Origin of the sequence: Desulfosediminicola ganghwensis, from assembly GCF_005116675.2 — a bacterium.
Lineage (GTDB): Bacteria > Desulfobacterota > Desulfobulbia > Desulfobulbales > Desulfocapsaceae > Desulfopila > Desulfopila ganghwensis.
Window position 1 is genome coordinate 2,792,492 of sequence record NZ_CP050699.1, and the last position, 23,490, is coordinate 2,815,981.

The 23,490-nt window shown below is 49.5% G+C and carries 21 protein-coding genes; 18 read left to right on the forward strand and 3 right to left on the reverse strand.

The features are described from left to right. The first annotated feature begins 193 nt into the window (after positions 1-193). The 16 genes from FCL45_RS11890 to FCL45_RS11965 all read left to right on the forward strand — a co-directional run bounded on the left by FCL45_RS11890 (position 194) and on the right by FCL45_RS11965 (position 16,887). The gene (locus FCL45_RS11890; RefSeq protein ID WP_228721485.1) at positions 194-1,543 is read left to right on the forward strand and encodes a sulfurtransferase; all 1,350 of its coding nucleotides are present in this window, start codon (positions 194-196) and stop codon (positions 1,541-1,543) included. Further along, positions 1,540-1,944 (forward strand): hypothetical protein, encoded by a 405-nt coding sequence (locus tag FCL45_RS11895; RefSeq protein WP_136796446.1) that lies wholly within the window; start codon positions 1,540-1,542, stop codon positions 1,942-1,944. Before FCL45_RS11890 ends, FCL45_RS11895 begins: the two co-directional genes overlap by 4 nt. A gap of 742 nt (positions 1,945-2,686) precedes the next feature. Next, positions 2,687-4,060 carry an AAA family ATPase gene (locus FCL45_RS11900; protein ID WP_136796447.1) on the forward strand — a complete coding sequence of 458 codons (1,374 nt, stop codon included), beginning with the start codon at positions 2,687-2,689 and terminating at the stop codon, positions 4,058-4,060. A 257-nt stretch (positions 4,061-4,317) separates the two neighbouring features. Further along, positions 4,318-4,503 carry a Flp family type IVb pilin gene (locus tag FCL45_RS11905; RefSeq protein ID WP_167495707.1) on the forward strand — a complete coding sequence of 62 codons (186 nt, stop codon included), beginning with the start codon at positions 4,318-4,320 and terminating at the stop codon, positions 4,501-4,503. Positions 4,504-4,579: 76 nt separating this feature from the next. Then, positions 4,580-5,170, forward strand: a complete 591-nt coding sequence (locus FCL45_RS11910; RefSeq protein ID WP_136796448.1) for an A24 family peptidase — start codon at positions 4,580-4,582, stop codon at positions 5,168-5,170. A gap of 51 nt (positions 5,171-5,221) precedes the next feature. Further along, positions 5,222-6,091 carry a Flp pilus assembly protein CpaB gene (cpaB, locus tag FCL45_RS11915; RefSeq protein WP_136796449.1) on the forward strand — a complete coding sequence of 290 codons (870 nt, stop codon included), beginning with the start codon at positions 5,222-5,224 and terminating at the stop codon, positions 6,089-6,091. A gap of 16 nt (positions 6,092-6,107) precedes the next feature. Continuing rightward, positions 6,108-7,568 carry a type II and III secretion system protein family protein gene (locus FCL45_RS11920; RefSeq protein ID WP_136796450.1) on the forward strand — a complete coding sequence of 487 codons (1,461 nt, stop codon included), beginning with the start codon at positions 6,108-6,110 and terminating at the stop codon, positions 7,566-7,568. 58 nt (positions 7,569-7,626) lie between these two features. Next, on the forward strand, positions 7,627-7,911 hold the full coding sequence (locus FCL45_RS11925; protein ID WP_136796451.1) for a hypothetical protein: 285 nt from the start codon (positions 7,627-7,629) through the stop codon (positions 7,909-7,911). A gap of 25 nt (positions 7,912-7,936) precedes the next feature. Next, the gene (locus tag FCL45_RS11930; protein ID WP_217907723.1) at positions 7,937-8,410 is read left to right on the forward strand and encodes a TadE/TadG family type IV pilus assembly protein; all 474 of its coding nucleotides are present in this window, start codon (positions 7,937-7,939) and stop codon (positions 8,408-8,410) included. Positions 8,411-8,428: 18 nt separating this feature from the next. Beyond that, positions 8,429-9,712, forward strand: a complete 1,284-nt coding sequence (locus FCL45_RS11935) for a pilus assembly protein TadG-related protein (protein ID WP_136796453.1) — start codon at positions 8,429-8,431, stop codon at positions 9,710-9,712. A 63-nt stretch (positions 9,713-9,775) separates the two neighbouring features. Continuing rightward, entirely contained in the window at positions 9,776-10,939 is a 1,164-nt protein-coding gene (locus FCL45_RS11940) for a CpaE/TadZ family protein (RefSeq protein ID WP_136796454.1), read from the forward strand. Between the two features lie 27 nt (positions 10,940-10,966). After that, entirely contained in the window at positions 10,967-12,352 is a 1,386-nt protein-coding gene (locus FCL45_RS11945; RefSeq protein ID WP_136796455.1) for a TadA family conjugal transfer-associated ATPase, read from the forward strand. Positions 12,353-12,355: 3 nt separating this feature from the next. Continuing rightward, positions 12,356-13,315, forward strand: coding sequence for a type II secretion system F family protein (locus FCL45_RS11950; RefSeq protein ID WP_136796456.1), 960 nt, complete (start codon positions 12,356-12,358; stop codon positions 13,313-13,315). Between the two features lie 57 nt (positions 13,316-13,372). Next, entirely contained in the window at positions 13,373-14,335 is a 963-nt protein-coding gene (locus FCL45_RS11955; protein ID WP_136796457.1) for a type II secretion system F family protein, read from the forward strand. Positions 14,336-14,339: 4 nt separating this feature from the next. Further along, entirely contained in the window at positions 14,340-15,872 is a 1,533-nt protein-coding gene (locus tag FCL45_RS11960; RefSeq protein WP_136796458.1) for a LytR C-terminal domain-containing protein, read from the forward strand. Between the two features lie 13 nt (positions 15,873-15,885). Beyond that, positions 15,886-16,887, forward strand: a complete 1,002-nt coding sequence (locus FCL45_RS11965; RefSeq protein WP_136796459.1) for a tetratricopeptide repeat protein — start codon at positions 15,886-15,888, stop codon at positions 16,885-16,887. Positions 16,888-17,097: 210 nt separating this feature from the next. On the opposite strand, the gene FCL45_RS11970 is transcribed toward FCL45_RS11965, so the two are convergent. Next, the gene (locus FCL45_RS11970) at positions 17,098-17,502 is read right to left on the reverse strand and encodes a hypothetical protein (protein WP_136796460.1); all 405 of its coding nucleotides are present in this window, start codon (positions 17,500-17,502) and stop codon (positions 17,098-17,100) included. Positions 17,503-17,720: 218 nt separating this feature from the next. On the opposite strand from FCL45_RS11970, the gene FCL45_RS11975 reads away from it, so the two are divergent. Beyond that, positions 17,721-19,646, forward strand: coding sequence for a lysylphosphatidylglycerol synthase transmembrane domain-containing protein (locus FCL45_RS11975; protein ID WP_136796461.1), 1,926 nt, complete (start codon positions 17,721-17,723; stop codon positions 19,644-19,646). Positions 19,647-19,732: 86 nt separating this feature from the next. Here the strand turns inward: FCL45_RS11975 and FCL45_RS11980 are convergent, their stop codons facing one another. Both FCL45_RS11980 and FCL45_RS11985 read right to left on the reverse strand, forming a co-directional pair. Continuing rightward, entirely contained in the window at positions 19,733-20,572 is an 840-nt protein-coding gene (locus FCL45_RS11980) for a general secretion pathway protein GspB (protein ID WP_136796462.1), read from the reverse strand. Between the two features lie 6 nt (positions 20,573-20,578). Continuing rightward, on the reverse strand, positions 20,579-21,928 hold the full coding sequence (locus FCL45_RS11985) for an AAA family ATPase (RefSeq protein ID WP_136796463.1): 1,350 nt from the start codon (positions 21,926-21,928) through the stop codon (positions 20,579-20,581). Positions 21,929-22,166: 238 nt separating this feature from the next. Between FCL45_RS11985 and gspF the strand changes: the two genes are divergently transcribed. Further along, on the forward strand, positions 22,167-23,390 hold the full coding sequence (gene gspF, locus FCL45_RS11990) for a type II secretion system inner membrane protein GspF (protein ID WP_136796464.1): 1,224 nt from the start codon (positions 22,167-22,169) through the stop codon (positions 23,388-23,390). Positions 23,391-23,490 lie beyond the last annotated feature (100 nt).

Here is a 23,490-nt window from a genome sequence, read left to right on the forward strand (position 1 = left end):
GTAGTGTATGCTTTCAGCGTTAACATAAAATCTGTTCATCATTCAAATGGATACTACTCATTCCAGAAAGAAATACATGGGTGGTTTTCTATCGGAAATAACTATTTTATTAATTGGGTAAAACCGAGTACATCTGTGGCGGTTCGCATTTACACATACTGAATAACCGATCAGATTTCCACGGAGGCAAGGCGTGTCAAAGGTACCAATGAAAATACTCTTCTATTCTACAATTGTTGCTCTAGCAATGATCATTCCGCTTCATGTGTCAGCAGCAATGCAGCATATAGATACCAAAAAGCTTCTTTCAATTCAGGAGAATCAAGACTGGCAAATAGTTGATTGCCGCTTAAACGATGCTTTTAACGGCTGGAAGCTCGATGGTGTTCAACAGGGAGGCCATATCCCGGGAGCAACTGATTTTTCTGCCAATTGGTTGAAAGTTGATGGCAAGGGCAAGAAGAAAGGGCTTCAAGACGCTCTCACGGCCAAAGGTATCAGCAAGGATAAGAACATCATACTCTATGATGCCAATGGCAAAGATGCAACCATGGTTGCGGAGTTTCTGGGGGCAAATGGCTATAACAACCTCCATTACTATAATATCAATAACTGGCCGGCAGACCAACAGCTTACCAGATATGCCAACTATCACCTGATTGTCCCTGCGGTTGTAGTACATGACATAGTCGAAGGTAAAATCCCGGAGACTTTTCCAGCTGATAAAAAGGTCAAGATCGTTGAGGCGAGCTGGGGCGAGGAGAAAACCTCATACGCCAAGGGACACATTCCTACTTCCTTTCATATCAACACTGATCATATCGAGCCGCCGACCGCCACTGATCCGGTAATGTGGATGCTGGCAGATGATGATACCCTTACCGATTTTGCCCTGAATTTTGGCTTCACCAAAGATGATGTGGTGATAGTTACCGGTGAAGAGCAGATGGCAGCCTATCGCGTCGCCCTTGTGCTTCGCTATATTGGTGTGGAAGATGTGCGTGTGTTGAATGGTGGTAACCAGGCCTGGACCATGGCAGGCTATGAGTTGGAGAAAGTGAGCCATAAGCCGGTACCGGTTGCAGATTTTGGCGGCCCAATTCCCGGCGACCCTTCGGTGATCGACACCATCGAGGAGGCAAAGGCGGGGCTTCAGACCCCGGAGGCCTACACCCTGGTGGATAACCGAACCTGGGATGAACATGTTGGAAATATATCCGGTTACAGTTACCACAAGAGAAAAGGGCGTATTCCTGGCTCGGTTTTTGGTTATGCGGGTAAGAGCGATGCCTACTCCCTTGACTATTTTCGCAATCCTGATAAAACCATGCGCAACGCTGGCGAAATTCTGGCACTTTGGCAGGAGCAGGGCATAGATCCCGGTAAACGCCTGGCCTTTATGTGTGGAAGTGGTTGGCGTGCGGCTGAGATATTCTACTATGCCGATGTATTCGGCCTAAAAGATATCGGCGTTTACAGCGACGGCTGGATAGGCTGGAGTAACGCCGGAAACCCCTTCGAAACAGGCGAACCTACGAAGTGAAAGAAGACAAATTACTACATTATGGGGTCACCGCTTTGCAGGTGGCCCTTTTGCTTGTCCTCGTCGTGCTGGAGATTATGTCTGGTTATAAAGCAGGCCTGGCCCAGCACCTCTATTACAAAAAAATCTATTATGTTTCCCAATATTACCAGGGAGCACCACTCTTTCTGCACGGGCTGATGCTGCTTGCTCTGACCGTTTTCGCGTTGAAAGGATGCAAGCGGTATGCTGGGAAAATTTTCCCGAGCTTTTACAGATACCTCATTTTGCTGGTGGCATTTGTAATTTTCTTTATGTTGCCGGTCACCCGTGAGTTGAATATCTACACCCACGGATTGATGGTCCTGCAGCTCAGTATGGTGCTGGAAGTTGCCCGACTGATGTTGAGTAAAGTGAAATAGATAAGTAATTCTGCATAATGGTTGTTTTTGGAGTGGGTGGAGTGGCTAAGCAGTAATTGCCATTGCACCCAACTCTGGATTCTGACCGGCTAAATCCCCTCCATATTTCTTTGTCATTGGCAGAAAATGAATACCAGTAGATAGACAAACGACACGAAATATCTAATGATTCCAGAATTTTTTACCATCAAAGTCCAATGTTTCACCTCTTCCGTCCGTCTCCTTTTACCTGATAATGTGCAGAAATTATAATTTACTGGCACAAGAAAAATAATCGCAAAAAAAATAAGCTTATTCTACATAACGCTTAGTAGCTAAATTTACAGATTGTTTTAGTGGAATATCACATTTTGATCAATAGGACTGTGCGTATCCGTAAATTTGAGAAACCCTATTAAATATTACGGTCGTCGGCCAATTTCCCCTCCTATCTTACAAAAACCTAACACTTTTCTAGCCTGCATGTGGAGTATGATTTTTAATTGACTCTAATTGTTTGTGCTGTTATATCTCAGTTTATACATGAAAAAGTGTCTTTCGTGAGATGTGCTTCCCAAAATCCCGATAACGTATTTTAAGCTCCATTGGTATGGGGTTTTGCATCGTTGTTTCTTTAATAGATTGGTTTTCACAATTTCATGTGAAACCAGTGCATTATGAGAGAACCCAGTTGCTTCTACCGTAATGACCAATAGAACTGTTGCTATTTGCATTGCAGAATATGTAATACAGTGGTGAGGAAATGAGCCGTAAACTCAGCGATATCCTGAAGTCGCAGCAGACGAAAGCAGCTCAAGATACGCCGGCAGCGTTCTTCCCCCGGGCTCCCAGGAGCCTTGAGGAAACAGGTTTGAACCGTATCCTTGTTGAGGACCTCATCTGCAAACTCCTGCTGGCCCATGGCTCGCTGAGCGGCCGGGAGATCTCCAGCCATATAGCATTGCCCCTGCAGATCATCAGCGATCTGCTTTACGAGTTGAAACAGCGGCTCATTCTCGCCTATCAGGATGTTGCAGGAGTAAGCGATTTCGACTACGTGCTGACCGAAACAGGCAGGGAAAAGGCGCTCCTCGCCCGGCAGCAGTCCGCCTATATGGGAGCCGCCCCTGTTCACTTTGCCGAATATCTCAAGTCAGTTGAAAACCAGCTCATCCAGAATGAGCAGCCGAATGAAGCTCAGTTGCGGCAGGCCCTAGACGGGCTGATTTTGCCGGAGAATTTCTACGGCCTGCTCGGCCCGGCAATCAACTCCGCCAAGGGGCTGTTTCTCTTCGGTGACCCGGGCAACGGCAAGACCGAGGTAGCCACACGTATTGCAGATTGCTATGCGGAGACGATCTATATCCCTAAAACCCTGCTGGTGGAAGGGCACTTGATCCAGCTTTACGATCCTCGTTGCCATATTCAGGTTGAGCCTGAGGTGGGCAGCGAGGAGAGTGAAAGAAAGCAGGACCAGCGCTGGCTGCATATTAAGCGCCCGGCGGTGGTGGTGGGCGGCGAGATGGATCTCGAATCTTTGGAGATCGGCTTTAATGCTCAAACCGGTATCTGCGAAGCCTCTTTGCAGCTGAAGGGCAACTCCGGGGTCTTCGTGGTGGATGATTTCGGCCGCCAGCGCATCGGGCCCGATAAAATTCTCAACCGCTGGATACTACCTCTTGAAAAAAGTATCGACTATCTCACCCTGCCAGACGGCAGCAAAGTGCAGGTGCCGTTCAACGCCTTCCTGGTCTTCTGCTCAAACTATGACCCGAGCAAGTTGCTGGAAGAGGCTTTCTTAAGAAAGATCCCCTACAAAATCCATATGGGTGATCCCGGCGAGAAAGAGTTTATCACCATCTTCCGCCAGAGCGCAGAGAAAATGGGCATAGAATACGACCCCAGTCTGGCTGAATACCTGATGAAGAATTATTTCCGTGACATCAGAAACATGCGTGGCTGTCATCCCAGGGATATCCTCCGGCAATTGACCCACATCGCCCGCTATGAAAACAGGGACCCTGAGATGACACTGGCCGACCTTGATAAGGCCGTGCAGCTTTACTTCTCGGTGATGGATGGGAGTTTAAGTGCCGATGAGATGCAGGATTTTACCGGTGAGATAAAGCTGGAGTGAGAAGTAGGACATGAAGTGTTAGGTGTGAGGGAAGAGAGATTCTAAAAGGCGAGAATGGATCTCTTAAAACGCCTTATCTTCTCTGACATCTCACAACGAAGATAAGGACTTATTTAATGTGTGCGTACAGGGTCTATCCACATTTCAATATTACTAAGTTCTTGAAAGACAGTCCGTCTTTCAAAAATGATGGCCAAGCAGAATAATGGAGCCATTGCTTGGCATTAAACATTCAACCCAAAATTAAGGGGAAGATTATGAAATGGTTAATGACAAAGGCAATTGATTTTATGAAGGAAGAGGACGGTGCAACCGCTATAGAGTACGGGCTGATCGCTGCGTTGATATCTGTTGTTATCATAGCTGCTTTGGTTATTGTCGGGACTCAATTGGATATAACTTTTGATACAATAGGCGCTGCCCTGACGACCGCGAACCCGTAAGCAATAGAAGAAATGGTGTGGGTGCTAAAGGAAGCAGCACCTGCGCCATTTCAAGTACCGCGGTAAGACTTTAAACATGATGGGTGAGGACGTTTTTCAAATGCCCCTTAATATGCCGATATCTCTATATATTTTACTGGTGTTGTTGTTGTTTTTTTCTGTGGTAACCGATTTGAAATTGCGACGTATTCTGAATGTGGTGACCTTGCCAACACTTGCAATAGCGTTACTGCTGCATACGATGGATGGTGGGGTAGAAGGGCTCATATTTGGCGTAAAAGGCATGGGCCTCGGTTTTATCTGCTTTATCATCCCATATTTCATAGGGGCGATAGGCGCCGGAGACGTGAAGCTGATGTCTGCTGTTGGCACTGTTGTTGGTATTGATCATACTCTCTCGGCTATGCTCTTCATCGTATTAGCTGGGGGGGGGGTGGCCGTGGTCTTGTTGGTGCGTCGGAGAGCGCTAAGACAATCGCTCAGTCGCACCTGGATGTTTTTTATGAACTTCGTGACCATGCGAGATTCATCAATTTTAAAATACGGTAAAGACGAACTCAGCCAGGAAGGCATGCCATTTGCTGTGGCGATCGCGGCGGGTGTCTTCCTGTATAGCATATATGTTTGGAGAACGACGGGAATGTTGCCGGTTCTGGGCCCGGTTTAAGGAGGAGCGGCATTTGGCAGTTGAAATAGGGTTTACGTGGAGGGGGGAGGTATGAATAAGTCTGTTCGTCTGTTGTCCCTTTTAGTGGCATTGGCAGGTGCCGCCGTCATCAGTTTCGTGGTTTATCAGCGTATGGCCGGCAAGCCGGCGGTCCTGGCAATAAAGGAGAAGCAGGAGACGGTAAAAATAGCAGTAGTGGAGCATGACCTGAAACGCGGTGCTAAGATCACCACCCAGGACCTGCGAATGGCCAATTACCTGGCCGAGTCTTTGCCCACTGGCCATTTTACCGATCTTACCGACGCGGTTGGCCGTATTGTAGTCAAGCCTATCCACACGACCGAGCCTGTGCTGGAGTCGGCCCTGGCGCCGACCAGCCTTACCAAGGGCGGCATGGCCGCGGTGATAACTCCGCTCAAGCGCGCCATGGCGGTCAAGGTGGACGAGGTGGTCGGGGTTGCTGGCTTTCTCCATCCCGGCCACATGGTCGATGTGTTGGTCTCAATTGACAAGCCGGGGCAAAGACGCGATCAGATCACCAAGACCGTGCTTGAGAATATCCCGGTTCTCTCCATCGGTACCCAGGCCCAGGAGCAGGAAGATAAATCTTCCAAGCGGGTTACGGTGGTTACCCTCGAGGTCACCCTGGAAGAGGGCGAGAAGTTGGCTCTGGCTGTCAACGAGGGGAGAATCCAGCTGGCCCTCCGAGGTTATACCGATGAAGAGAATATTCTCACTAAAGGCATCACCGTTGAATCTCTATTGAAATCCTACGCTACAGCCAGCAGCGCACCTGTAAAGGTGAGCAACGCGCCGGTCAAGGTAGCGGCTGCGCCTCGGCAGGCACGGCGAAGCGGGCAGCCTTTTGTGGTTGAGGTGATGAACGGCAATAGTGTCAGCAGAATTCAGATGAAGCGTTAATGAAAGGAGAGTTATCGTGAAAAGCACGACTGGAGTACCCGGAATGGTGGGTGTTTGTGCTGTTGCTCTTGTAATGCTCTGTTCGATATGGACAGGCATCTTGCCACCCGCCTCGATTGCAACTGCAGCTGAGATTGAGATTGATACCAAGAGTGGCAAGCCTATTAATCTGCAGATTAACAAACTCGGCAAGATCAAATCCCCCTGGCCGGTGGCCCGCGCCCATGTGGTCGACCCGGAGATCGCCGAGCTGGTCTACTCTAAAACCCAGTCGCCCTATTGGGTATTTGTCAGTGGCAAGTCGGCCGGCACTACTCAGCTCACCCTTTGGGGTGAGAAAAACAGGATGCTCGGCACGTATGAGGTGATCGTCAGCGCCGATACCACAGGTTTGAAAAAGACCCTTTATGAAATATTCCCCAATGATGATATCTCGGTCCGCTCATCAGGCGGCTACCTCACCTTGACCGGCACCGTTTCTGATTCAATGAAGCTCTCCAAAGTGCTTACTCTGGCAGAAGCTTATGCCCCTGAAAAAGTAATTAATCTGCTCCAGGTTGGTGGGCTCCAGCAGGTGATGCTGGAAGTGCGAATTGCTGAAATCTCCAAAACCACCGGTAAGGAATTGGGGGTGAACTTCGCGTGGGAGGGGGACGATAACTTTGCCTTGAGCCTTCTTGATAATTTGACCGCCATTCCTGAAGACGGTTGGCCGGGCAACCCTATAGAGGTGTCGAGTTCTGTGAACTCAGTACTTGGTTTTGTTACAGGCGACACTTTGATCGTGGCAATAGACGCCCTGCAGGAGGACGGTCTGATGCAGATACTGGCGAAACCGACTTTGATTGCCCAGAGTGGGCAGAACGCCAGTTTCCTGGCTGGTGGTGAGTTCCCCTATCCGGTGGCGGACGGTATCGACAGTATAACCTTCGAATGGAAACCCTTTGGCATTGGCCTCAATTTTACCCCCACGGTTTTAGGAAATGATACTATCTCCATGGTTGTCTCACCCGAGGTCTCCGACCTTGATTTCAGTACCACTGTCTCTTATGCAGGCTATGTGGTCCCGGCCATCGAGACCAGGCGCATGTCTACTGTGGTTGAACTGAAAGATGGACAAAGCTTTGCTGTAGCCGGTCTTTTGAAAGATTATGTCAGTGAATCGATTGCTAAGTTTCCGATCCTGGGTGATATTCCAATTTTGGGAGCTCTGTTTCGTTCCACCAAATACCAGAAAGATGAGACCGAACTGGTGGTTATCGTCACCCCACATCTGGTGAAACCTGTGGATGGTGATGAGCTGCCCCTGCCCACAGACTCATTTGTAGAACCCAATACCTTTGAGCTTTTGATGTTGGGTATGATGGAGAAACCGCAGTGGTCATCCAGCCAAAGTACTGCGTCTGCCTCGACAGATTTAGATGTCGAAGGGGCGGGCGTTTCAGCGAATGATTTTGGCTATATCCTGCCGGAATAGCAATCCTAGGTCTCTTTTAAGTAGTATGGACTGACTGAGGATACATAGGGAGTGAACGATGAAAATATCTTTGGGAGTATCAGCTGTGGCAGTGGTCGGTTTCCTGACGTTAACCGGCTGCACAATCCATCCGACTCCGGTGGAACAGTTTTATGGAACTTCTTTCGAACTGGCAAAATTAAGCCAGATCGCCAACCCGGAAGCGGGAGTGGAGAGCGGTCCCCCGGTCGGGCTTGAAGGCGAGATCGGTGCCAGGGTGATAGACCGCTATAAAGAAGGGTTCGAAAGTGCAGCACTTGAAACTACCACTTACACCCTGAGTGTTGATGGGATTGGAATGTAACCGCTTCCTACGGGGAGGGACTATCATGCTTAAATCGGAATCCGGCGCCTCTGCTGTTGAATTTGCTTTAGTTTCACCATTACTCTTTGTACTCACTTTTGGCATCATCGAGTTCGGCCTGCTGCTATATGATTACGCCGTGATAACTAACGCCTCTCGGGAAGGAGCTAGGGCGGCTGTTGTATACCGGGAACCTATTGTCAGTACTAAGGATATAACAGATATAGTAATCGCTTATGCTAATGAACATGGTCGCCTCATCAATTTGGGAGTAGCTGGGCCCAGTTCCTTGACGGAGGAGGATGTCGATGTGATTCCATTAGAAGAAGACCGCCAGGCAGCCAGGGACGCAGGAGGTAATACTTCTGTGGATGTCGAGGTACAAGTGAATTACACATATAATTTTTTAGTATTACCTGATCTTACAAAGCTTATTGGTGGCAATTTTGAAACAGCGTCTATTCCGCTTAAAGCATACACCAAGATGCGGATGGAGTGAAGAAACAGGTCGAATATTATGAATTCTAAAATAACCAAAAAAATCGGTAATGAATCTGGAGCAGTAGCAATTTATGTTGCCATTTTATTGCCTGTTCTGCTGATGGTCGCTGCATTTGGCATAGACATAAACCATGTTTTTGGCGTTCGCAATGAACTGCAAAACGCTGCAGACGCAGCGGCCTTGGCTGGCGCTATGGAACTCAATGACATCAATGGAGTACTTACAGTTGAGGATGCAAAACTTGAGGGCGAGCGAGTTGCAAAATTGCATTCTGCTGGCGGCCAAGCCGTATCAGAGATGGTTATCCAGACAGGTCATTGGTCCAACACTACAGGGATATTCACGCCAAGTGAAAATGATACTCAGTTGGAAAATTGGCAGGACATACCAGGTGATCTTTTAGATTTAGATACAAATTTTATAAATGCTGTCAGGGCGCAGACGACTAGAAGTGACAGCCCGGCATTTTTCGCGAAAATATTCGGTATTGACAGCCTTGCAGTGACTAACGATGCAGTGGCATGGGTCGGGTTTAATGAACTCACAGTTAATTACCCTTATGCGATATGTGCCGATACAATTGGATGGGACGATAACAATGATGATGTTCCTGATCCTGAATGTAATGTGGGCTCAGCTTCTAATGATCGAAATAATAAAGACGATGATTACGATCCAACATCAGAGACATCCATGTGGACTAATTTGGTACAGGATGAGATGTGTAGTGAAATTTCTACAAATGCGAACGAAATGAAGGAGCTGACAGCGACCTGTGGAGATGGGGCATGGTCGTTAAATAAACTAGAGCCAACTGGAGCAACAAATGGTGAAGTAGTACCGGCGTTTAACAATATGTATCAATGCTGGGAAAACTTTAGAGATAACAATGGCGATATTCCATGGCAATTGGTGTTACCGGTGGTCGATTGCGATGATAGTAATACCTGCCCAAAGCTTTTGGGTGCAATTCAAGTCAGCATAGTATGGATGATTGATCAAGAGGGGCCAAACATGGATTATGTCCCCACAGAAATGGAGCACCCTTCTGATCCAGATGCGGGGACTCAAGCATGGACATGGAGATGTGACCCCTTGAGTGAAGGTCAATCACCGGAAACATGCTGGGCCGAATTTGTGGATAAATTTGGACTTAAAGATGTTTCAGGAGATCCGGCTGCCTATATGAAGCGAAGCGTTTACTTCATGACCACCTGTATGGAAGCTGAGCCTGAAGGAAATAGTAGTTTTAACCCTGCCTCAAAAATATTAGCAAAATATCCCAAACTTGTTGAATAAAACTGGAAGACCTCGGGGTGACGGTTTCCATAATCGCATGATAATTGAACATTGGTAAAGATTATGAGCAGACAAGAAATCACACTGTCAATCCAGTTGGCGGTAAAAGCACCGGATGTCCATCGCGAACTGGTGCGAATTGTCGGGGAACTAGACCAGTTCAGTATTCAGGAGAGAGAGGATGCCGCCTGGGTTGATGTCCTGGTGCTGGAGATAGGTCATGATCCGGCCGCGGAGTTCGAGACCATTCGCCTGTTGTTGAAGGAAAACGTGGTGGGAGCACTCTTTCTCACCGCCTCCGAGGCGACCACCGATCTGCTGTTGCCGGCCATGCGTGCCGGGGCACGGGAATTCTTTCAGCAGCCGATAGATGCTGCCGAGGTCAAGCAAGCGCTGGAAGCTGTTTTGCAAAAGCGTTTACGCGAGCTGAATCCAGGCAGCACCGTTTCAGAGAAAGGAAAGATATACAGCGTGGTCGGTGCAAAGGGTGGTGTCGGCACCACCACCTTCGCGGTGAACTTCGCCACCTCCATCCAGGCGCTCAATAAAGATCGTCTGGTGGCACTGATTGATATGAACCCCTTTACGGGTGAGATCCCTTTTTTTCTCGATCTCAAGACGGATACCGATTGGGAGGAGATCGGCCGTAACCTGAGCAGGCTGGATGCCCCCTATCTGCAGAGCGCTATGGCTCGCCATTCCTCTGGTGTTTTTGTGCTGCCCGCTCCCCCGAAGCTGGATAGAGAGTTGAAGATGGCCACTGGATTCCTCTTCAAGCTGGTCAGTGCCATGCGGGAATTCTTTGACGATATCGTCATTGATTGCGGCATGTCCATCTCCGGTGATGCGATGAAGATTTGTGAATATTCGGAATCAATTTATCTCATCTCCACCATGAGCATGCCCTGCATCATCAACGTGCGCAAGCTCCAGCAATCATTCGCATCTGCGGCGGGAGTCACCAACGGTAGACTGCAGGTTGTGGCCAACCGCTTCGAGAAAAAAGGCCAGCTGAGCCTGGCCGAGGCGAGCAAGCTGCTCGGTAGTGATATCGTCAACATTATTCCCAACGACTACCCCCTCACCATGTCTGCGGTGAGCAGCGGAAAGACGGTGGCCGAGGTTGCCAAGAGATCACAAGTTGCCAAGGCCTATAGAAAATTGGCACAATCAGTAACTGGTCCGCAGGTCGGCAAGGCGGGAGGGCTATTCGGGCTGTTCAGATAATATTGAATCAACCAGAAAGGAAAGACAATGGCGGAACTGAGGGAAATTCTCAAGAGTCTTGAAGAGCAGAATGCACCTGCAGCAAACCAAGTGGAAGGAGTAGCGCCATTAGAGGATGTTGATCTCTCTGATGAATATTTTGAGTTGAAGGCTACAATTCACGATCGGCTCGCAAAAGTTATCGACCTCTCGCTGCTCGATGATATCGAGGAGTATCGCCTGCGACGGGAGATCAGTCGGGCAACGGAGACCATCCTTGATGACAATAGCATCGAGACCATCCCCCTCAACGCCAGGGAGCGCGGTCGGCTGCTGAAGGAGATCGAAAACGAGGTTATTGGACTTGGCCCGCTGGAAGATTTGATGAGCGATAGCTCCATATCGGACATCCTGGTAAATTCCTATAACTCGGTCTATGTTGAGCGATTCGGTAAACTGGAAAAGAGCAGGGTCCGCTTCAAGGACGATGCCCACCTGATGCGTATCATCGAGAAGATTGTCTCCGCCGTTGGCCGAAGAATCGATGAGATCTCGCCCATGGTGGATGCCAGGCTGGCGGACGGTTCCCGCGTCAACGCCATTATCCCCCCACTGGCACTGGATGGCCCGTCCCTCTCTATCAGGCGTTTCTCTGTAGACCCTCTGACCCTAAAAGATCTGATTCTTTTAAAAACAATGACCTCCACTCTTGGGGAACTGCTGAAATCCATTGTCGGGGCCAGGCTGAATGTGCTGATCTCCGGCGGTACCGGTTCGGGCAAGACCACTATGCTCAACGTTATGTCCCAGTTCGTTTCTCCGGCTGAGCGCATAGTTACCATTGAGGACTCCGCGGAATTGCAGCTTAAGCAGGACCATGTCGTCCGTCTCGAGACCAGGCCGCCAAATATAGAGGGCAAGGGCCAGATCACCCAGCGCAACCTGGTACGAAACTGCCTGCGTATGCGGCCGGATCGCATAATCGTCGGTGAGGTGCGCGGGGCCGAGGCGGTGGATATGCTGCAGGCCATGAACACCGGACACGACGGTTCGCTCACCACTGTTCATGCCAATACCCCGGTGGATGCCCTGATGCGTATCGAGACCATGGTCAATATGGCCGGCTTCAACCTGCCCAGTGAATATATCAAGAAATATATTGCCTCGGCGGTGGATGTGGTCATTCAGGTCGAGCGCTTGATGGACGGCTCGAGGAAGGTGGTGAGCCTGCAGGAGATCACCGGTATGGAAGGAAATGTGATAACCATGCAGGAGATTATCTCCTTTGATCAGCAGGGGGTGGATAGTGAAGGCAAAGTAATAGGCCATTTCACCACCCATGGTATCAGGCCGAAATTTTTCGATCGTTTCCTGAGAATGGGTTTGCCGATGCCAGACCTAGTGATGGAGGAATCGGAGGAGAGAACGAGGTAACTTATGGAATACGCCTTTGCAGCCGCACTTTTTTTTCTGCTCCTTATCATCTTCGAGTTGCTCTACTCGTTTTTCAACAAGGGTGAAAGCCGCCCTATCGACAGGGTGATGGAGCGCTATAGCCGGGGAGAATTGCCGGACGAGCAGGAACTCGATATCCTTTATTATAGAAAATTCAGTGAAATTAAATTGTTGAATGCTATTCTCAGCGCAAGCCCAATAGTCCGCCGCCTTGATAGCCTGATGCAGCAGGGTGGGGTAAACATGCTTGTAGGTGTCTATCTGCTGCTGACTATGACAATCGGTGCGGTGACCTTTCTGCTCTGCTCAATGGTTTCCTTTCCGTCTGTGCTGAGTGCGCTTATCACTGGCCTTGCTATGCTGGTGCCTTTTCTTTATCTCAAATTTCGGCGTGCCAGAAGACGGAGCAAGTTTGAGGCCCTTTTTCCGGATGCCCTAGATCTTATGGGCTATTCCCTCAAGGCTGGGCATTCCATCGTCGCCAGTTTCAAGATGGTGGAAGAAGAGATGGCCTCACCGGTAGGTGAGGAGTTTGGCCGGGTGGTGGAGGAGTTGAATTTCGGTATGGGCCTCGATGCATCACTCAGAACCTTTTCCAAGAGAATCGACTCTACCGAGCTGCGCTTTTTCGCCACTTCGGTGATTATCCAGCGAGAGACCGGCGGAAACCTAGTCGAGATGATTGAAAAAATTTCTGAGGTGATTCGAAAGAAATTTCGTTTTCGCGAGAAGGTGAAGGCCTTGAGCGCCGAAGGCAAGCTCTCTGCAGGAATCCTGCTTGCATTACCTTTCCTGACTGGAGCGGCAATATTGGTGACCAGCCCTAAATACCTGACCGTTTTGGCCAGTGACCCGATTGGCCCCTATCTCATCGGTATAGCTGTGACCATGATGTCCATCGGCACCTTTATCATGTATCGACTCGTGCAGCTAGATATGTAGAGGAGTATGAAACGGTACCATGTTATGAAATAAAGAGTTCGGTAAGGAGAGGTTGTTATGCTTGCCCAGAATCTGCCGTTGATATTGTCTGTCGCTACTTTCGTTACACTGATTGTGTTGTATGGCGCTGTGGTTTCGTTAGTTGGTGTTCGAAAAAAACGGAACCAGCTAATAAGTAGAACCCGTAAATGGAGCGGAGGAGCTAACTTACCCTGTGCTGATGAGTACCAGACATCTGGGCAGAGAACAGAGAAATCGCGGCTGCCCTTTGGTCTGTCCCGCTTGTCGCGCCGATCAGGTCAGATTGGCGAGGGTGGTATTTATGCTAATACCCCGCTCTTTTATCAACGGGCCGGACTCTACAATCCCGGCGTCATTCGCCTGTATCAGACACTTCGTTACCTGCTGCTGCTGGCACCTCTCTGCTATCCGCTCTTTGCACGTGTCGTTCTGCAGCGGCCTGTGGGCACCCAAATTGTCCTGGGCGCCGTGCTGGCTGGAGCTTTGGGCTACTATCTGCCAGTGTTTTGGCTTAGGGTGGTTGCCAATTACCGTAAAAAAGACCTGAACCGGAGTTTTCCCGACGCCCTTGACCTGCTGATGGTCTGCATGGAAGCTGGGCTGGGCATCGACTCCGCTATTCGCAGGGTCTCCCGGGAGATCCATATTGCCAGCGCTGAACTTGCCAAGGAATTGAAAATACTCTCCCTGGAATTGAAAACCGGTATGTCGAGGAATATTTGTCTGAGAAACCTGGCGCGCCGGACTGACCTGCCTGATATCGATAACCTGGTAAGTCTTCTTATTCAGGCGGAGAAGTATGGCACGGGTGTAGCCAACGCGCTGAGAATTCATGCGGAGGAGATGCGGCAGAGGCGGTACAGCCGGCTTGAAGAATTGGCCGCAAAGCTGCCGGTAAAGCTGGTTATTCCATTAATGATTTTCATATTTCCGGCCCTTTTCGTGGTTATTGCCGGTCCCGCAGCCATACAGGTGTTGCGGGTAATAATTCAGGGGTGAAATCATGAAACAGACAATATCCGGCCTGAAACGAAGATATCTGCTCGCACTTTTTTCCTTCATACTGTTGACGTTGCTGTTACTTGGCAGTTGCAGTGCCTATAACAGTGGGCTCGGTTATTTCGATATGCTTGATGATGAAAAGCATAGCCTGCGTAATAAACGGGCGGCCGAAAAGTTTTGGTCCTCCGTGCGACCCATGTCAACCCTTTCCGAGTCCCACTACAAATTAGGCCGTCACTACCAGAAGCAGGGCAGATACAAGCAGGCCATTGAGGAATTTTCCAAGGCCTTGAATGTAGACGCCCGCCTTTGCAAAGCGTATAACGGTATTGCCATGTCTTATGACGCCTTAAAAGAGTGTGATCTGGCACATAAAGCCTACGAACTGGCCCTGGGCTGCGACCCTGGGAAAGCATATATTTACAACAATTACGGGTACTCCAGCATTCTCTGCAATAAGCTGGAAAAGGGGACGGCCTTGCTGCTTAAGGCCGAAGAACTTTCCACCGGCAGTGAACAGATAAAGAATAATCTGGAGCTTGCCCAGCTTGCAACGACCCGGCAGCCAAATGCAGATTGCAATATTTTACCGGCGGATGTCTCAGATGTGGATTTGGCTCAAGCCACTCCCAGAGAGCTGGCAACCTATCTTGCCACTGCAGCAGAGCAGAAAATTGAGCAGGAAAAAGTTGTAGCACAGAAAGCCGAGGCAGCCAAAAAAGCGGCTGAAGCTGATGAGGTGTCTCAGGATGCACCAGCACTGCTTGAACAACCTTCTGTTGTATTTGTGCCCTCAGCAGGAGCAAACTTTCAACCACATTTACTGGTAGATGATTTTGAACCTCAAAAGACCGAAGAATTGACACTACCTGCTGACACAAGTGTTGCAGCGGTGAATACCGGTCATGCGATTAAGCCTGTTTTGAAAACAACAAGCAAATCTGCTGTTCCTCAGCCGGCAAAAGCGATGGTAAAAGTCGAAACCGAAAAAGACAAGGGTGTGGACATACCTGCTTTCGAGCCAAAGCCGGAAATGCTCATGCTGCCTGTTGATCCTCTGGCACCGGCTAAAGCTCCCGAGGTGCAGGCTAAATCACCAACATTGCCTGAAGAGACTGAAGTTGAAGATAAGTCACAGGCTTTTTTCAAAAAGACCGAAACCGGTGTGGAAGTCTCCAATGGCAACGGGGTAACCGGTATGGCCAGGAGAAGTTCAGAGTTGCTGGGTGACTACGGTTTTAAGGTACGTCGCATTACCAATGCCAGAAGTTTTCAGTTTGATAACAGCATAATCTATTACCGTGATGGCTATTTGGCAGTAGCGGAAGAATTATCACATTTTATACCAGGTGACCAGCAACTGGAACAGGTCGATTCACTTGGTAGATCTGCAATCGGTGTTCGAGTACTGTTGGGTAATGATATGGTGATGCTTGATTTTCCGGCCCATTTCACCCAGCTCAGTTATGTGCAACTGGAGGAAGGAAAACCGGGAGTCTGGAAAGATCTGGTAACACTTACCATGGACGAGTAAGAGAGCAATTGCAATGAGAAAGACAACTGTTTTGGGTAGTGAATGTGTATTATCCGGCATGGGACAACTGGTAAGAAGATACAATATCGCCCTCTGTGTTTCCCTGTTGCTGGTATTGTTGTTGACTGGTGGTTGTTCTGCGTTGCAGGATAAGAGTGCAGCGTTAAATCTGGAGCGGCAGATTGCCCGGCAGCAGGTGGCAAGGGAGATGGTCCATGACGTTTCTGTATCGGAAAAGCGCAGTGCCGCAGAGTATGAAGAGCTTGGTGACAGATATTTGCTGCGTCGCGATATAAGCCGTGCCTATCTCTATTATATGCGAGGGCTTGAGATTGAACCGGAGCGGGTTTCCTTATTGGAAAAACAGGCAGCATTATTGTTGGCAAAGCATAAGTTTTTTGAAGCGGAAATCGTCTATCGAAAGCTGCTATCCATAAACAGTGCCAGCGCAGTGGCACTTGAGGGGCTCGGCAAGGCACTTTTTGGCCAGAACAAATATGATACAGCCGCAGAAAACCTGCAGGCAGCTCTGGCAATTACTGATGCATCCTGGGCCATTTATGAATATCTTGGCCTGATTGCCAGTCATCGGCAGGATTTCGATCTGGCTCGAAGCTGGTTCGCAAAGGCGATGGAACTGCAGCCTGATGACGAAACTTTGCTGAATAATCTTGCTGTCAGCCATTATCTGAATGGTGATTATAAAGAGGCATTACGCGTATTCAGCACGTTGGCAAAAGCAACAGACGAGCGTAAAGTGCATAATAATCTGGCACTTACATATTTTAAACTCGGTTACTATGACCAGGCGATGACGGCCTTTAAAAGGGGCTCGAAGAGTGAGGCAGAAGCGTACAACAGTCTGGGCTATCAATATCTGGTAAACAGTCAGTTTTTGAAGGCAATAAAAGCGTTTGAAAAGGCGATCGACCTGAACCCCAAATATTATGTTGCGGCTGAAAAGAATCTCACCACTGCCCAAAACGCATATGCCGCTGTTGGCGGGAATCTATAGAAAAAAGAAATCTTTACGAAAGCTAATTATTCAAAAGACGGCCTTGCATGGAAGTGTTGCAAGGCCGTCTTTTTGATTTCTGATTGCCCCTGATTTTTACTTTGTAAAGGTTCTGGTGGAGAGGTGGGTGTAAGGAAGCGCTTTTTTAGCTTTAAGCTGTTACCCCTATCCTCTTGTTCCTCTCACCTCACGTTGTAAATAGGAGCATTATTACTTCCCGCCTTTCCCGCCACCGCCACCACCAGAACCACCACCAGAACCAGAACCAGAACCGCCGCCGCTGCCACCGCTTCCGCCGCCGGAACTACCGGAACCACCACCTGCAGAAGAACTACCACCCTGGTTGGGAGATTCCCCCATCTGGGTCTGATGCTCGTGCTGTTGACGATTACGGTTCTGGTTCATGGCAGGATCTGGATTGGCATTCGGGTCATCCGAAAGTTGGTATTGCGGACAGTCCGGGCTGTCGCAATCCTGCACGTGAAGCTTCTCCTTATCCTGTACATGGAGCTTATCCTTATCCTGTATCTGCTGCTTGTCTGCGGCAAACAGTGCGGTGGGGAGTGCCAGGCTGAGAACAGCCAGAACTGTAACTGTAATTTTTGCGTGTTTCATCTTGTCCTCCTTGGGAGTGGAAATGAATTTACCGGATTATCTTTAACCGGATGAACGCGTAAACTGCATAGGATCGAATATCTGAAATTTTAGCCAATTTTTACTTTCCACTGATATCTATAGCACAAATAGCAAAGCAACTGCTATAGTTTGTTATGTTTTGATCCTGATTACAACTAATACATTCTATCCGCGTTTGTTCGAAATGGGGAAGAGGAATGAATATACGCCGGTTTCAGTTTATCGTATTCTCCTGTGTGGTTTCTACAGGGATCTTTTTTTATTTGTTTACCAGGGTTTCCCTGGATGAGGTGCTGAGCGCCGTTGGTAACCTCGATCCCGCCTGGTTTGTCTACTTCCTGTTGTTTTCTCTCCTGATGAGCATCTTCAGGACGTGGCGATACCATCTTCTGCTTGCAACTTCAGGTTTTCAGGTAAAGAAAATCCCACTGTTTCTGGTGACGCTGGTCCGAAATTTTTTCTCAGATCTGTTGCCGGCGAGATTCGGCACCCTGATCTACGTCTACCTGATCCGAACCAGGTTAAATGTTCCTCTTGCGCCAGCCGTATCGAGTTTTGCCTATGCCTTTATTTTTGATATCCTGGCATTGGCGGTGATGCTGGCACCTGCCGTACTGCTGATCGGAGGTATAACTCAGTCGGGAAAAATCGTCCTCGTCGCAGGCGGAATCCTCGGTATAATCTGTATTGTCATTGTCTACTGTATGCCTGGTTTGACCCTCTGGAGTGCGTATGCTATTGAGCGTCTAACTTTTATACCGCCAAGCTGGCGGAGTTGGCTGACATCGGAGCTGCGTTCTCTGCGAGACCATTTGCTCAAGGTGCGGGAACAGGGCCTGTATTGGCACATTCTTGCACTGTCCCTTTGTGTGCGCCTCTGCAAGTATCTTGGGCTTTATGTACTGCTTTTAGGGTTGGTGCTGCCTCTTGGTTATACTGTGGGCAATTTTCCCTTCCCCAATGTTTTTCTGGGGCTCTGTAGTGCCGAACTGGCTGCGAGTCTGCCAATTTCAGGAATTGCCGGCTTCGGTGCCTATGAAGGGGCCTGGGCCATGGTCTTTCAGATGCTTGGTTACAGTGAAAAGCTGGCGGTGTTGACGAGCATTTCCCATCATCTGATTACCCAGATCTACGGCTATAGCCTTGGCGGACTTGCTTTACTGGTGTTGGTGTTACCGTTTTTCAGGGAAGATGGAGATATGACAATTGTTCCAGGTAAGAGCAGCGCAGCAGTTGCCGGCCAATTGTTCTGGTTTAAATTTGTTGCCAGTGTTGCGGCTGCCGTGTTGATCTGTCTGTTTCTTTTGCCGGGTGGCGCCAAGACAGGGAGGCAGGCCAGAGCGGAACCAGTGCTGGGCGAGGCGGCAACCAGCAGTCTCTTGATAGCGGGTAAGGTGGTGTATCAGCGTGCAGATGGTATCTACATGACTGAGATCGATTCGGGGATAACCGAGAAGCTGGTTTCGGGAGGCACCTATCCGCGCTGGTCTCCTGATGGGGAGCAGGTTGCCTATGTGAGCGGCAACGACATTATGCTCTTTGATCAGAATGACAAAAAATCAAGGAAACTGGTGACCGCTGGCGAGGCGCGGGCAGTATGTTTTCGGGAAGATGGCAAGGCCGTACTTTTTACCGATGGTAAATCTGTAAGGGAAGTGGAAATCGCCACGGGCACAAACCGTACCCTCATCAAAGGCAATCGCTTCTTCGAGCTTGATATCGCCGCGGGCGGCAGCCAACTCACAGTGACAGAAAAATCCCTCACAGGCTATCGGGTTCGTATTTACGATCTCAAGTCGTTTGAGGCAACAAGCGTTGCCAAGGGGTGTTCCGCTTCATTCTCGCCCAATGGTAAGCTGGTCACAGTAAACGGCGGTGACCATACCTTTGTGCAGCTTTACGGTGCTGAGGATCTGCAGGAACGTGGACGGATTCCGTCACCCCAGGGCCAGCGCTTTGATAACCAGTTCTGGTCGAACCACCGTGACTGGCTGGTCTCCACAGTGGAGGGAAAAGCAACCAATATATACATTCATCACGTTCCAACGGGCAACTCCCGAAAAGTTACTGATTTCGGAGACTGCGATCGTGCCGATCTGTTTGTAGTGTCAACTTCCTTGTAGTATGAGGCTCCCCCCAATCCCTAATACACAAATAGGAAAAACGTGCTTACCGCGTGCTCAGTCAGCAAGGTGTTGCGCTGACCTCTCTACTGGGTGGTGATGACCTGAAACCGGAGACCGTTAAAACTCAGCACTACGCCTTCCCAGGTGATCTCCTCAAGTAACAATCCCTTGTCAATCCACTGGCCCTGGCGCTTGATCTGGTTATTGACAATAATCATCCGTTTTTCGGGCTGTTCTGAATAGGTATGGGCTGCAAAACGAAGATTGGGGATATCTGTGCGGACATCAGCCGGGAGTTCGCTTAAATAAGGCAGGCTGTCTCTGGGGATAATTTTTTCATCCGTGTTTTCAGAAGAAGTCTCTTTGGCCGGGGTAATGGGTGCAGGTTGCAGGGTTACATCCGGCTGTTGTATTGGCTGCTCCTTTGGCTCATCGGCAATGGAGGGCGAATTGCCAGTGGCTTGCCGGGCAATGGGTTGTTCGGTGATTTGGGTCTTTGGTGTGGGTTGTTCGATAATCTGGGTCTTCGGTGTGGGTTGTTCAGTAACCTGGGGCTTCGGTTCGGGTTGTTCAGTAACCTGGGGCTTCGGTACGAGTTGCTCAGTAACCTGAGTCTTCGGTGTCGATTGTACTATTTTTTGAGCCGTATTTTTTTGAACTGCCGGGATTTTCTCGGCGGCCGTCGCAGAATCTTTTGAGGTTATCTGCAGGGAGAAAGGCAGATAGGGAACGACATACCAAAAGATAGCGCCTGAGGATACGACGAAGACTGTGGTCAGCAGCACAACCCACAACGTTTTGGGCTTTTTTTTCCGCCTTTTGCTGAACTCCGGATAGACCGAGTGTCGGCTCTGCAAGTCTGGGATGGTGCCCTGCTGCCGCTCGTTGTCAGATTTTTTCAGTGCATCAAGGATATAAGACATATTTTCTCACTGGTTGTCTGGCTGTCGTGAATTCTGAATTATGCTTGAGTGCTCCAGGGTGGGAAAGTGTTTCGGAGGAGATACCTGTACGCTGTTGGGGAGTCCTGGTTGGTATACATCGGTGTCAACAGGTGCATATATTTCGGCTCTGGCTATCAGCACTCCCTGCTGTGCTTCCTGTTCTGCCGGTTGAACTGGTTTTGCAGCTTGTTGCCTGTCAGGAGTGACCTGCGCGTCAATTTGTTCGTTGGGTTGCTCATCTGGAGGACTGTTGGACAGTGGCGCAGTCTGTATTACCGCGGGGTTCACTGCCTGATTAGCAGGCTCTGTATCTGCTGCTTGTGCCGGTTTTTCCTCTGTTTCAGCTGCGCTTGCTGTTGCCTTGGCAGGCTCTTCAATCTCCTCGACATTTGCGGGCTGCGGTTCAACCGCGATCAGCTCCTTAAAAAACGGTGAGAAGTAGAGCATTGTGAGCAGCAGGCAAAAGACAACCATGAGACCGGCAATAGTCGCTGGTTCCCGAAAAACACTTCGCTGTCCGGTCTGCTGGGAAAAGACCTCTGAACCCGCCTTCCTGATAATATCGTAACTCACATGATCTTCGTTTTCCGCATACGCTCCGAGCAATGCACGGTCGCAGAGCACATTTATCCGGCGGGGGATTCCCCCTGTAATTCTGGCTATGTACTTGATTGCTTTAGGTGAAAAGAGCCGTTTGTTTTTGCCGTCGGCTACAGAGAGCCTGTGCAGAATATACGAGTGGACTTCTTCCGGGCTGAGCGGAGTGAGGTGATAGCGGCTGGTGACCCGTTGATTAAGCTGCGAGAGCTCCGGGCGTTCCAGGATATCACGTAACTCGGGCTGACCGATGAGTACTATCTGCAGAAGTTTCTGGGTGTTTGTCTCAAGATTTGTGAGCAGACGCAGCTGTTCGAGCACATCCATGTCGAGGTTTTGCGCCTCGTCAATGATAATGGCGGTGGTGCGCCCTTTGGCGTAAGCCGTTAGCAGATGGCGGTTGAGCACATCCACGTAGGTTTTCATCGAGCCAGCATCGCCTTCCAGGAGAATTCCCAGTTCCTCGCAGATAGTTCGAAGCAGCTCGCTTGCGGTGAGTTTGGGGTTGAGGATAATAGCTACATCGGTGTGTTCAGGCAGTTGAGTGAGCAGACATCGGCAGACGGTGGTTTTGCCGGTACCCACATCACCTGTGAGCAGGATGAAGCAGCCGTCGCTGTTGATACCGTAGAGGAGATGGGCCAGAGCTTCCCGGTGCAGCTCACTCATGAAGAGGTAGCGGGGATTTGGAGATATTGCAAAAGGCTTCTCTTCCAGACCAAAGTAGCGGGTATACATGTCTATGTTATGTAAAGGAAAATGTGAAATCCGCAGTCGCTATAATCGTGTACCGGTCGGCGGTGATCCAGACCAGAGTGCGGATTAAAACCAAGTAGATGGTTGCCAGTATATTGTAAAAACATCAAATTTTCCATCTCTCTTTCTTTTTTATTGTAACTCTCGTCATAACCCCATAACATGACCTTGAGGCCCATAGGATAAATTGAAATAGATCAGGAAAACAAAGAGCTAGTAAATGCCGGTTTATGAGTATAAGGCACTCGACAGTGCCGGGAAGGATGTCAAGGGTATCATAGACGCCGAAAGTGAAGCCCAGGCCCGCACAAAGCTGCGATCAGCCGGTACCTATCCCGTCTCGATTAAGCGAAGTAAGGGCCGCACCAGAGGGGCTGGCAGGAAAGGTTCCGGCATCGGCTTCTTCGAGCGGGTCCGTCCCGAAGAAGTGCTGGTGTTTACCAGGCAACTGGCGACTCTGGTAGGTGCCGGGATTCCCCTGGTTCCGGCACTGTCTTCCCTGATAGAGCAGACCAGCAATGCGGCGTTACAGAGGGTCATCGCGGAGATCCGCGAAAACGTCAACGAGGGTTCGACCCTGACCAAGGCTCTCAGCAACCATCCAAAACTGTTCTCATCGATTTATGTCAATATGATCCGTGCCGGTGAAGCTTCAGGCTCTCTTGATGTGGTTTTGGAGAGGCTCGCCGAATTTGGTGAAAAGCAACAGGTCTTGCAGGCCAGATTGCAGGCGGCGCTGATATATCCGATTATCATGGCGGTAATTGGCGCGGGTATTCTCTTTATTCTGGTAACCTATGTTGTTCCCAATGTGACCCAGGTGTTCAGTGAGATGGGCAAGGTGCTGCCATGGCCGACCCGGTTCCTCATCGACCTGAGTGGTTTTTTAAAGCTCTACTGGTGGCTGGTCCTTGGCGGCCTGGCCCTGCTTATTTACGGTTTTCGCTATCTGATAAGTTTGCCTTTCGGTCGTTCGGCCTGGGATTTGTTCAAACTGAAATTTCCGGTAATCGGGACTGTTGTGCGCAAGGTGCTGCTGGCCCGCTTTGCCTCTACCCTGGGCAGTCTGCTCAACAGCAGTGTAGAGTTGATGGCTTCAATGAACATCGTCAAGACGCTTATCGACAACGTCCATGTGGCGGCGGTTATTGAAGAGGCAATGGATAACGTCGAGAAGGGCAACAGCATGACCGTTGCTCTATCGCAATCACAGTGGTTTCCCCCAATGTATGTCCAGATGATTGCGGTGGGGGAACAGAGCGGAAACCTGGAAGGGATGCTGGAAAAGGTGGCCGCATCGTATGAGCGTGAGGTTGAGACGGCGATACTCGGGATGACCTCGCTGATAGAGCCGATTATGATTGTCGGCATGGGGGTTGCGGTTGGATTTGTGGTGCTGTCAATTCTCCTGCCAATCTTTGAAATGAACCAGATGGTCGGTTGAGCGTGGTGACTGGGGTCTCTGTTGTTCAATTCTGGTTTATTCCTGCCTGTATTACGTGATAAGCTTTTAGAAGAAATATTATTTGGAAAAATTTATTTTG